Origin of the sequence: Streptomyces sp. KR55, from assembly GCF_052245645.1 — a bacterium.
GTDB classification, from domain to species: domain Bacteria; phylum Actinomycetota; class Actinomycetes; order Streptomycetales; family Streptomycetaceae; genus Streptomyces; species Streptomyces flavusporus.
The window spans coordinates 1-11451 of the sequence record NZ_JBQQCE010000322.1; the positions used below are offsets into that span (position 1 = coordinate 1).

9 protein-coding genes are annotated in these 11451 nt (G+C 71.1%); 3 read left to right on the forward strand and 6 right to left on the reverse strand.

Going from position 1 to position 11451, the window contains the following annotated elements:
- Window positions 1-218: 218 nt before the first annotated feature.
- A complete protein-coding gene (locus ACTWQJ_RS35365) occupies window positions 219-1157 on the reverse strand; it encodes a PAC2 family protein (RefSeq protein ID WP_443310557.1) in 939 nt (312 codons plus the stop codon).
- A gap of 253 nt (window positions 1158-1410) precedes the next feature.
- Complete coding sequence (gene rpsA / locus ACTWQJ_RS35370) at window positions 1411-2901, reverse strand: 30S ribosomal protein S1 (RefSeq protein WP_443310558.1); 1491 nt, start codon at window positions 2899-2901, stop codon at window positions 1411-1413.
- 318 nt (window positions 2902-3219) lie between these two features.
- Between rpsA and ACTWQJ_RS35375 the strand changes: the two genes are divergently transcribed.
- Together ACTWQJ_RS35375 and hrpB are read left to right on the forward strand one after the other, a co-directional pair.
- Entirely contained in the window at window positions 3220-4146 is a 927-nt protein-coding gene (locus ACTWQJ_RS35375) for a class I SAM-dependent methyltransferase (RefSeq protein ID WP_443310559.1), read from the forward strand.
- A gap of 49 nt (window positions 4147-4195) precedes the next feature.
- Window positions 4196-6736, forward strand: a complete 2541-nt coding sequence (gene hrpB / locus ACTWQJ_RS35380) for an ATP-dependent helicase HrpB (protein WP_443310560.1) — start codon at window positions 4196-4198, stop codon at window positions 6734-6736.
- Here hrpB and ACTWQJ_RS35385 read toward each other — a convergent pair.
- From ACTWQJ_RS35385 to ACTWQJ_RS35395, 3 genes are all read right to left on the reverse strand, one after another.
- Window positions 6726-7718, reverse strand: a complete 993-nt coding sequence (locus tag ACTWQJ_RS35385) for a DUF3068 domain-containing protein (RefSeq protein WP_443310561.1) — start codon at window positions 7716-7718, stop codon at window positions 6726-6728. The two genes, hrpB and ACTWQJ_RS35385, sit on opposite strands and share 11 nt — an antisense overlap.
- Before the next feature lie 21 nt (window positions 7719-7739).
- Window positions 7740-7874 carry an SPW_0924 family protein gene (locus ACTWQJ_RS35390; RefSeq protein ID WP_129797531.1) on the reverse strand — a complete coding sequence of 45 codons (135 nt, stop codon included), beginning with the start codon at window positions 7872-7874 and terminating at the stop codon, window positions 7740-7742.
- Window positions 7875-8023: 149 nt separating this feature from the next.
- Window positions 8024-9745 (reverse strand): lytic transglycosylase domain-containing protein, encoded by a 1722-nt coding sequence (locus ACTWQJ_RS35395; protein WP_443310562.1) that lies wholly within the window; start codon window positions 9743-9745, stop codon window positions 8024-8026.
- 277 nt (window positions 9746-10022) lie between these two features.
- Here ACTWQJ_RS35395 and ACTWQJ_RS35400 point away from each other — a divergent pair, with 277 nt between their 5' ends.
- Window positions 10023-10883: a DUF4184 family protein gene (locus ACTWQJ_RS35400; protein WP_443310563.1), complete on the forward strand. Its 861-nt coding sequence runs from the start codon at window positions 10023-10025 to the stop codon at window positions 10881-10883.
- Here ACTWQJ_RS35400 and ACTWQJ_RS35405 read toward each other — a convergent pair.
- Window positions 10828-11199 (reverse strand): hypothetical protein, encoded by a 372-nt coding sequence (locus ACTWQJ_RS35405; RefSeq protein ID WP_443310564.1) that lies wholly within the window; start codon window positions 11197-11199, stop codon window positions 10828-10830. The two genes, ACTWQJ_RS35400 and ACTWQJ_RS35405, sit on opposite strands and share 56 nt — an antisense overlap.
- Between the last annotated feature and the right edge of the window lie 252 nt (window positions 11200-11451).

The following is an 11451-nucleotide window of genomic DNA, read 5'->3' on the forward strand; positions in this document are numbered from 1 at the left end:
GGTGCGCGGTCCCCAGCGCCCGGCTAGACGACGGCCTCAGCGACCATAGAGCTCCGGCGTCAGCGGGCAGCCACCCCGATTTTCAGCCCGGAACGGGCGTCCCCGCAGGGATATCTGGGGCTAGACGCTCCACTTGAGAAGCGGTGCAGAAGGTGCAGGCCGCCTGTGGCTGGTCGCGCAGTTCCCCGCGCCCCTTGGGGCGCGACCACACCCTCCGATCAGTTGTCGCCCTCCCGCTCCGCCAGGAACCTCTCGAACTCTCGCCCGATCTCGTCCGCCGACGGGATCTCGGCGGGCTCGGCGAGCATGTTGCCGCGGGTTTCGGCACCCGCGACGGCGTCGTACTGGTGCTCGAGGCCCTGGACCAGGGCGGTGAGGTCCTCGTCGCCCTCCTGGATCTGCCGGTCGATCTCGGTCTGCGTGCGGTAGGCGTCCGTGCGCAGGGAGTGCGCGATGCCGGGAAGAACCAGTCCGGTGGCCGCCGTGATGGCCTCCAGGACGGTGAGCGCCGCGTCCGGGTACGGGGAGCGGGCGATGTAGTGCGGGACGTGTGCGGCGACGCCCAGGACGTCGTGCCCGGCCTCCATGAGGCGGTACTCGACGAGTGCCTCGGCACTGCCGGGCACCTGGGCCTCGTCGAAGGGGCTGCGGTAGCCCGGTACGAGCTCGGTGCGGTTGCCGTGCGGGGTGATGCCCACGGGGCGGGTGTGCGGGACGCCCATGGGGATGCCGTGGAAGGTCACGGCGAGGCGGACGCCGAGGCGCTCCACGATCTGCTCCACGGCCGCGGCGAACCGCTCCCACTCCACGTCCGGTTCCGGGCCGGACAGCAGCAGGAAGGGGGCTCCGGTGGCGTCCTGGACCAGTCGCACGGCGAGTGTGGGCTCGTCGTAGGCCGTCCAGCGGTCGCGCCGGAAGGTCAGCAGCGGGCGACGGGCACGGTAGTCCACGAGCCGGTCGTGGTCGAAGCGGGCGACGACCTGGTGGGGCAGCGAGTCGAGGAGCCGGTCGACGATCTGGTCGCCGGTCTCGCCCGCGTCGATGTATCCGTCGAAGTGGTAGAGCATGACAAGACCGGCCGACTCCTGGGCGAGCGCCATGTCGACGACGGCCAGGCCCTTCGGCTCCCACGTGTACAAACCCTGCGGATCAAGCACTGTGACCGCTCCTCCTCGTGTTCGTACGTCACAACGCGCGACCGGGCATGGGCATTCCCGTCCCGGGCCCATGATCAGGCGACGCTTACGGCTTTCTCAGAGCCGGGGGCAGGGCAACTCCCCAAGGGGCGCGGGGAACTGCGCGACCAGCCCCCACCGGGCCGCGACCGAACGACGGTCCGGGCAACGCCAAGGGCCCGCACCTCGAAAGGTACGGGCCCTCAACTAACGGCTAAGCCTCAGCGGTCAGCGGTCAGCTCTGGCCGCCGGCCAGCTTCTCGCGCAGCGCAGCCAGCGCCTCGTCCGACGCGAGGGCGCCGGACTGGTCGCCACCCTCGGAGGAGTACGAACCGCCGGTCGCGGCCGGAGCCGCAGCCTCGCCGCCCTCGGCGGCAGCCGCCGCGTCGGCCTCGCGGGACTTGATGACCTGCTGCTGGTGCTGCTCGAAGCGGGCCTGCGCCTCGGCGTACTGGCGCTCCCACTCCTCGCGCTGCTTCTCGTAGCCCGGCAGCCAGTCGTTGGTCTCCGGGTCGAAGCCCTCGGGGTAGATGTAGTTGCCCTGGTCGTCGTAGGACGCGGCCATGCCGTACAGGGTCGGGTCGAACTCGACCGAGGCCGGGTCGGCACCGAAGGACTCGTTGGCCTGCTTCAGCGAGAGGCTGATGCGGCGGCGCTCGAGGTCGATGTCGATGACCTTGACGAAGATCTCGTCGTTGACCTGGACGACCTGCTCCGGGATCTCCACGTGGCGCTCGGCCAGCTCGGAGATGTGGACCAGACCCTCGATGCCCTCGTCGACGCGGACGAACGCACCGAACGGAACCAGCTTCGTGACCTTGCCGGGCACGACCTGGCCGATCTGGTGGGTGCGGGCGAACTGCTGCCACGGGTCTTCCTGGGTCGCCTTCAGCGACAGGGAGACACGCTCGCGGTCCATGTCGACGTCGAGGACCTCGACGGTGACCTCCTGGCCGACCTCGACGACCTCGGAGGGGTGGTCGATGTGCTTCCAGGACAGCTCGGAGACGTGGACCAGACCGTCCACGCCACCCAGGTCCACGAAGGCGCCGAAGTTGACGATCGAGGAGACGACGCCGGAACGGACCTGACCCTTCTGGAGGGTCGTGAGGAACGTCTGGCGGACCTCGGACTGGGTCTGCTCCAGCCAGGCGCGGCGGGACAGGACCACGTTGTTGCGGTTCTTGTCCAGCTCGATGATCTTGGCCTCGAGCTCCTTGCCCACGTAGGGCTGAAGGTCGCGGACGCGGCGCATCTCGACCAGGGAGGCCGGGAGGAAGCCACGGAGGCCGATGTCGAGGATGAGACCACCCTTGACGACCTCGATGACGGTACCGGTGACGATGCCGTCCTCTTCCTTGATCTTCTCGATGGTGCCCCAGGCACGCTCGTACTGGGCGCGCTTCTTCGAGAGGATCAGGCGGCCTTCCTTGTCCTCCTTCTGGAGGACCAGGGCCTCGATCTCGTCGCCCACGGCGACGACCTCGTTCGGGTCGACGTCGTGCTTGATCGAGAGCTCGCGGCTCGGGATGACACCTTCGGTCTTGTAACCGATGTCGAGCAGGACCTCGTCCCGGTCGACCTTCACGATGACGCCGTCGACGATGTCGCCGTCGTTGAAGTACTTGATCGTCTCGTCGATCGCCGCGAGGAAGGCTTCCTCGTTACCGATGTCGTTGACCGCTACCTGCGGGGTGGTGGCGGTGGTCTCGGTGCTGCTCGTCATGTGGGAAAGGGCTCCGGTACGGACATTGAAGTCGTAGGTACTGCTTACGCCGGGAGCCCGTTTCGCTCTGTAGAAGCCGGACAGCCAAGGAAGCGCCCCACCAGTGACTGGTGGTGGCGCCTCGACAACCGAGGGGACATACAACAGATGCGAGCGCAGCCTGCTACGTCTGAGGTGCGCAGGCCCGCAGCGCAACTTGTAGCATACGGGGGCAGCCGGGCACGGTCAATGCGCGAAGCCGCACACCCGGGGCGGATCGCCGCATTCCCGGCACAAAACCTGTCTCTTCAGGCCACGTGAGCCTGGTGCGCCCCTCGCGTGACACCACCGGGACGGGTTGGACGGAAGAGTACGACGAGGGAGCCGATCATCCAAGAGCCCGAAGCGAGCGAGACGGAAGCCACCCGACGCCACGCGGACGTCACGGAGAGCGCCCGGGCCAACCGGGGCTGGTGGGACCGCAACGCGGACGAGTACCAGGTCGAGCACGGCACGTTCCTCGGCGACGACCGCTTCGTGTGGGGTCCGGAGGGTCTCGACGAGGTGGAGGCGGAGCTGCTCGGCCCGCCGGAGCAGCTGAAGGACAGGGACGTCCTGGAGATCGGCGCCGGCGCGGCCCAGTGCGCGCGCTGGCTGGCCGCGCAGGGTGCCCGTCCGGTCGCCCTGGACCTCTCCCACCGCCAGCTCCAACACGCGCTGCGGATCGGCGGGTCGTTCCCTCTCGTGTGCGCGGACGCGTCCGCGCTCCCCTTCGCGGACGGCTCGTTCGACCTGGCGTGCTCGGCGTACGGTGCGCTTCCGTTCGTCGCCGATCCGCGGCTGGTGCTGCGGGAGGTGCGGCGGGTGCTGCGGCCGGGCGGGCGTTTCGTGTTCTCCGTGACGCACCCGATCCGCTGGGCGTTCCCGGACGAACCGGGCCCCGAGGGCCTGAGCGTGTCGGGGTCGTACTTCGACCGCACGCCCTACGTCGAACAGGACGACGAGGGCCGCGCGGTGTACGTCGAGCACCACAGGACGCTCGGCGACCGTGTGCGGGACATCGTGGCGGCGGGATTCCGGCTGGTGGATCTGGTGGAGCCGGAGTGGCCGGCCTGGAACACCTCCGAGTGGGGCGGCTGGTCTCCGCTGCGGGGGAACCTGATCCCGGGTACGGCGATCTTCGTCTGCGAGCGAAGCGAGATGGGGGTCCCCCCGGCCGAAGTCCCCCAGCCTTCGGCCGGGGGTGCCCCCAGGGGGAGGGACTGACGCACGCGCGCGTGCAGGGCGTTTCCGGGCACGTACGACACTGGGGTGCGTGATCCGCTACGACGCCCTGGACCAGCTGCCCGTCCGCACTGCTCTGCCCGCCCTGCGCGAGGCCCTGGACGGACACGGCACGGCCGTCCTCGTCGCACCACCCGGCACCGGCAAGACGACGCTGGTGCCGCCGACGCTGGCGGGGCTGCTCGGCGAGGGACCGGCACGGCGGGTGATCGTCGCCGAGCCCCGGCGGATCGCTGCCCGGGCTGCGGCGCGGCGGATGGCGTGGCTGCTGGGCGAGAAGGTCGGCGAGAGCGTCGGCTACACCGTGCGCGGAGAGCGGGTGGTCGGACGGCACACGCGCGTGGAGGTCGTCACGACCGGTGTGCTGCTCCAGCGGCTCCAGCGGGACCAGGAGCTGAGCGGCGTCGACGTGGTCGTGCTCGACGAGGTTCACGAACGGCATCTGGACGCGGACACGGTGGCGGCGTTCCTGTGGGACGTACGGGAGGCGCTGCGGCCGGAGCTGCGGCTGGTGGCCGCGTCGGCGACGACCGACGCCGAGGGATGGGCGCGGTTGCTGGGCGGGGCGCCGGTCGTCGAGGCGGAGGGCGCTGCGCATCCGGTCGAGGTGGTGGTGTGGGCGCCGCCCGGGCGTCCGGTGCGGCCGCCGCACGGCATGCGGGTCGATCCCGCGTTGCTGGCGCACGTGGCGTCGGTGGTGCGGCGGGCGCTGGCCGAGCGGTCGGGGGACGTGCTGTGCTTCCTGCCCGGCGTCGGGGAGATCGCCCGGGTCGCCGGGCAGCTGGGCGATCTGGGGGATGTCGATGTGCTCCAGGTGCACGGTCGGGCGCCGACGGCGGTGCAGGACGCGGTGTTGTCGCCCGGGGCGCGGCGCCGGGTGGTGCTCGCGACGGCGGTGGCGGAGTCGTCGCTGACGGTTCCCGGCGTGCGCATGGTCGTCGACTCGGGGCTGGCGCGGGAGCCGCGGGTGGACCATGCGCGCGGGCTGAGCGCGCTGACGACGGTGCGGGCCTCGCAGGCGGCGGGACGGCAGCGGGCGGGGCGCGCCGGGCGTGAGGCGCCGGGTGCGGTGTACCGCTGCTGGGCGGAGGCCGAGGACGCGCGGCTGCCGCGTTTTCCGTCGCCGGAGATCCTGCTGGCCGACCTGACGGCGTTCGCGCTGCAGACGGCGTGCTGGGGGGATCCGGACGCGTCCGGGCTGGCATTGCTGGATCCGCCGCCGGGTGGGGCGATGGCGGCGGCGCGGGCCGCTCTCGCGGGAGTGGGCGCGGTGGACTCCGCCGGCAGAGCCACGGAGCGGGGTGTGCGTCTGGCTCGGCTGGGGTTGCACCCTCGGTTGGGGCGGGCGCTGCTGGACGCGGATCCCTTCGGTGAGGTCGCCGAGGTTGTGGCCCTGCTCAGCGAGGAGGCGCCGCGGGAGTACGGGGATGATCTCGCCGGTGCGCTGCGGGCTGCCCGGCGCGGGGGTGACGCCTACGCAGGGCGGTGGCGGGCGGAAGTTCGGCGGCTGCGGGCCGTCGTCGGGGAGTCTTCACACCCGCCCACCCGTGACTCTCTCCCGGCGGATGTGGACGTCGAGGTCGACCACGCGAACGTCAGTGAGGACCGCCTGGTCGGACTCGTTGCCGCGCTTGCCTTCCCTGAGCGTGTCGCCAAGGCCGACGGCGGTTCGTATCTCATGGTCTCCGGGACGCGGGCCGAGGTGGCTGAGGGGAGCGGCCTGCGTGGTGCGCCCTGGATTGCTGTCGCTGCAGCTGATCGCCCCGTCGGGAAACGGCACGCGCGCGTGCAGGTCGGAGCCGTCGTGGACGAGGACATCGCGCGGCAGGCGGCCGGCGCACTGCTCGACGAGCGGGACGAGGTCCACTGGGCCGACGGGGACGTCGTGGCGCGGCGCGTCGAGCGGCTGGGGGCCGTCGAACTGGCCTCGCGGCCGCTTGCCGACGCCGACCCCGTGCTCGTACGCGACGCGCTCCTCGAAGGGCTACGGCGAGAAGGGTTCGGCCTGTTGCGCTGGTCCGCCGACGCCGGCGTACTGCGGCAGCGGCTCGCCTTTCTGCATCTGCACCTCGGCGAGCCCTGGCCCGATGTCTCCGACGACGCGCTCCACGCGCGCGTGGACGAGTGGTTGGAGCCCGAGCTGAGCCGGGCCCGGCGGCGGGCCGACCTCTCACGGATCGACGCCGGGGAGGCGCTCGTCCGGCTGATGCCGTGGGCCTCCGGGGAGGCCGGGCGGCTCGACGAGCTGGCCCCGGAGCGGATCACCGTACCCAGTGGGTCCAGAATCCGGATCGACTACGGCAACCCCGAACAGCCCGTCCTCGCCGTGAAGTTGCAGGAGATGTTCGGGCTGCACGAGTCGCCCTCGGTCGCCGGGGTGCCGCTCCTGGTCCATCTGCTCTCCCCCGCCGGGCGCCCCGCAGCCGTCACCGCCGACCTCGCCTCTTTCTGGAAGGACGGCTACAAGGGCGTACGAGCCGAGCTGCGCGGCCGTTATCCGAAGCATCCGTGGCCCGAGGACCCCGCCACCGCCGAGCCGACCCGGCACACCAACGCCCGGCTCAGGCGGTGACCGGTTCGGGTTCGGTGTTCTTCGTCGGCTCCGGGTCGCCGGGGCGGCGGCTGCGTGCCTCCAGGTAGAGGGAGAGCGACAGGAGCAGCACGCCGAGGGTCAGGAAACCCCACGGCAGATACGACGTCATCAGCAGGACCAGTGTGCGGTTGGACTTGACCAGGTTCACGGTGTGGTCGATGTAGTCCTCGCGCATCTTCACGTGGCCGGCGAACGCGGTGACCTTGTCGCGGTCGCCGAGCAGGGTGCCGCCGCGCAGTTCCTCTTTGTGGATCTCCTCGCCGTAGACGGGGGCGCCGGTCAGCGGTTCGACCCAGAACTTGCGGACCGTGGTGTACCAGCGGGTCGTGCCCGTCTCGGCGACGGACTCGGGGGTGATTCCCTCGACGGGCATGGCCTTGGGGAAGGCGACCTTCGTCCAGGGGATGGTCTGCTCGAAGTAGTAGACCTCGACGCCGCGGAAGTTCTGGGCGCCCTTGTAGTGGATCGGGGTCGTGATGCGGGCCTGGGCGTCGAAGTACTCGTAGTCCCTCTTCTCGGTCAGGAAGGGCCATTTGAACTCGATGCCCTCGCGTTTCACGCGATCACCGTCGACCATCTCGCCCGTGGCGTGGACGGGTTCCTGGGTGTGGGCGTCGAAGATGTACCGCTCGGGGATCTTGGAGACCATCTTGCCGTCGGGGCCTTGGACGTAGGACAGGCCGTCCCAGACGACGACATCCCGGTCCGCCGTCTTCTCGATCCGTTCGGAGGCCTCCACGTTGCCCTTGAGGGTCTGGACGATGGTCACTTTGTCGACCTTGCGGGCCGTCATCGTGCCGTAGTCGAGAAGGGTGGCGTCCTCGGCCTCCAGGACCATGTCCTGGTACTGGCTCGGCGGGATCTTGGCCAGGCGCGGGAAGGCGTACCAGCGCAGCAGCGGGGACAGCGCCGCGAAGAACACGGCGAGGGCGAGCAGGATCAGACCGGCCTTGCGGCGCATCTCGGCCTCCCTCCCGGGCGGTTACGGGTGCGACGGCACCGTCGTCAGCAGCGGCTTGGGTGATGTCTTGCCCGTCGGGGAGCCGAGCGCCGTGATCGTGAGGACCAGGGCGAACGCGAGGGCGAGACCGGCCGCGGCGGCGATCAGGGCGCGCATACGGGCCTCCCGGGGCGTCGGTACGAACGGGACCTGATACTTCGTCAGGTCCGGCACCGTAGCAACGCGCGCGCGAGATGAGAACACGTTGCACACATGACGAGGGCGCCCCGCCGCCGAAGCCGAGGGGCGCCCTGGTTGCCGTGTGCCTACGCCGAGGGCGAGGGTGAGGCGTCGGCGGATGTGCTTGCCGTCGGGCTCGGGGAGGGCGCCGCCGTCACGGTCAGCTCGACCGTCAGCACCGCGCCGCCCGTGGTGGTGATGCGCAGCAGATACGTGCCTGCGGTGTCGTCCGCGTACAGCTTGGGCAGCGTCAGCAGGCCGTCCGCGTCCGTCTCGAGACCTGTCAGGGTCCGTACGGCGGTGCCGTCGGCGTCCTTGAAGTAGGGGCACTTGTCGTTCGTGGTCGGGTCGTCCGCCGACTTGATCAGTGTCGCGGTGGCCGCGACACCGTCCGCGGCGACGCCCTTGTACGTCGCCTTCACCTGGACCTGGTTCGCGAACTCGCCGCCCGCCACGCAGGTCAGCGCCTCGTCGCCGGTGCGGGCGAGGCTGTCGGCGGCGCGGGGGGTGACGGTGGCGGGGTAGCCGATGCCGGGAATCGAGCGGCCCACGACGGAGGCCCGGACGGTGAAGTCGCCGGTCTTCTCGCCCGCCTGCAGGGCTGGAGCGAGGGCCACGCCGGCCGTGCCGGTGACCATCGTGGCCACCTTCTCACCGCCGGTGAAGGTGGTGTCGGTGTCGCCGACGATCGAGAACCGGATCCGCACCTTGGCGACGCCCTTGCCGGCCTCGGTCTCGGCCCGGGCGCTGATCCGCTCGCCGAAGGTGTCGCCCGCCATGGCGGTCAGCTGCGCCGTGCCCGCGTCCTCGAGGTGGTCCACCGTGTCGGTGGGGGTCGGCGGAGCGCTCGGCGGGGTGCTGGGCGGGGTCGAAGGGGGAGGCGTCGGGCTGGTGGAACCGCCGCCGGAGGGCGGCTTCGGCGACTGGGTCCCCGGCTTCTTGGACGGTGGCTTCGGCGAGGGGCTCGACCCGGCGGGCTCGTCGCTGCGGTCGGAGGGGAGCTGGCCGGTGCCGTCCGGGACCTCGTGGGTGCCCTTGCGGTAGTACTCCAGCCACGACAGGACGGTGTTGAGGTAGTCCGTCGAGTTGTTGTAGCTGAGGATCGCGCTGTTGAGGTCGGAGTCGGTCGACAGGTCCCAGCCGAAGCGGCACAGGTAGTGGCCGGCCGCGAGGGCGGCGTCGTAGATGTTGTTGGGATCCTTCAGGCCGTCGTCGTTGCCGTCGCGGCCGGCCCACGCCCAGGTCGACGGGATGAACTGCATGGGGCCCACGGCCCGGTCGTACGCCGAGTCGCCGTCGTAGCGGCCGTTGTCGGTGTCGCTGATGTTCGCGAAGCCGTTGCCGTTGAGCTGGGGGCCGAGGATGGCGGTGATCGTGGTGCCGTTCGCGTCGACGTTGCCGCCGCGTGCCTGGCCCGACTCGACCTTGCCGATGGCGGCGAGGAGCTCCCAGGGCAGGTTGCAGCCGGGCTTCGACGCGCGCAGCTCGTCCGCGGCCTTCTTGTAGGCGTCCAGGACGGTCGCAGGTATGCCGGCGGCTGCGTCGCCCGTGATCGGGTCCGCCGTGGCGCTGGGTGAGGGGGTGGGGCTGTCCAGGGGCGGCAGGTCCGTGTAGTACGGCGAGTTGCCGGTCGCGCTGTCCCCGGCAGGCGCGTCGGGTGAGGGCTGGGTGCCGGTGGCGGACTGTCTGCCGGAGTCGTCGGTCATCAGTCCCGGACCCTGGGACGCGGCCAGCGCCGCAACCGCCACCGCGGCCACGGTGGTGTTCATCGCCCCCTTGCGCAGCCTCCTGCCGAATTGCGCCGCCATGAAGTGAACCCCTCCCGTGGGCGTCCGGGCGCCCGCCGTTGTCTGCCCTGTCGCGATGTCCTGTTCGCGACGTTCCGTCTCAGGTGCCCTGTGGCATTGTTCTGTTGGCGGTACGACGCGCTCCCCGGCACGTCAACCCAGGCGACCCTACGACAACTTCCTGCGCACGGGCACCCGTTCGTGCCCGATTTTCACCGCTTGGCCATACGCTGTTGGGCCGTCGACGGCATCTCTGACCCCGCATACTGGACGTCAACGTCCGCCATGGGGAGCACTGTTGCCGTTCACTCTGAGTCACGCGGCAGCCGTGCTGCCCGCGGTACGCACCGATGGCACCGGCCGTGGCCCGCTGGTGCCGTCCGTCCTTGTGGCGGGCTCCTTCGCGCCCGACATGACCTATTACGCGGCGAGTGTGCTGACCGGTGCGATGGAGTTCGGCGAGGTGACGCACTCCTTCTCGGGCGTGTTCACGGTCGACGTGCTGGTCGCCTGGGTACTGGTGGGGCTGTGGCTGCTCGTCCGCGAACCGCTGGTGGCTCTGCTGCCGCGGGGGTGGCGGCCACGGGTGGCCACGCTCCTGCGCTGCGGGGCGCCACGCGCGCGCGTGGCGCCGGTTTCGGTGGCGTGGTGGTACGTGTCCGCGGCGCTCGGAGCGCTCACGCATGTCGTGTGGGATGCGTTCACCCATCTCGACCGGTGGGGGATACGGCTGTTTCCCGTCCTGGGGCAGGAGGTGGCGGGGTCACCGCTGTACTGGTACCTGCAGTACGGGGGTTCGGCTCTGGCCGCGACCGTCATCGCCGTGTTCGTGGCCTGCGCGCTGCGGCGCGTGTCCGCGGCCCAGCCGGTGGGTGTGCCCTCGCTGTCGGTACGGGACCGCTGGTGGGCCGGTGCCGTGATCGGCGGCTGTGCGCTGGTCGCGGCGGTGCACCGGGCGGCACGGTGGTGGCAGTACTGGGGAACCGTCGCCAAGCCGTGGGAACTGATTCCGACGCTGTGCTTCGGAGCCGGGGCGGGACTCGTCCTGGGGGTGCTGTTGTACGCCGTGGGGGTGCGGCTCTGGCGGCCGGCTCGGGTCGCCTCTAGTGGTTCCAGAGGGGCCGGCAGGGAGCGGGACCGGAGCCGTCAGGGGGCTTGACGGCTGGGACGGTGGGGAGGGTCGCGGTGAACACGGTGAGTGTGTGCGTCGGGCGCGGCGGCCGGGGCAGCTGGGCGAGGAGCAGGGCCAGGTAGCCGCGGGCCAGGTCGGCCCACAGGCGCCAGACGGCGGTGCCTCGGGCGCGTACGACGGCAGGTTTCCGGAATTCCCGCTGAGCGAGGCGGCGGCGTACCTCCGCGGCGGCGTGTCTCAGGGCCGTCACCGGGTCGGTGGGGATGCGGGCGGTGCTTGCGCCGACCGCGTGGGTCGGGGCCGGCGGGATCGCCGTCCGGCGGTTGAGCATGCGTATACCCATGGCCGCATCTTGACCGGCCGGGGCGGCGGGGGGCTTTTCCGCGGGGGCCACGCGGGTGACGGGTCCCTCCGGGGTGGGCGTTGATTCCGGGGTTGGGCGTTGGTTGTGCGGGTCGGCCGAGGTGGGGTGGGGTGCAGACGGTTCGGCATCGCTGGGGTGCGCCGTAGGGGCGCGCCACCGGAGTGCGCCCGTAGGGGTACACCGCCGGGGTGCGCCGTAGGGGTTGCTCGCCGTTGCGGCGGAGGGTTCTGC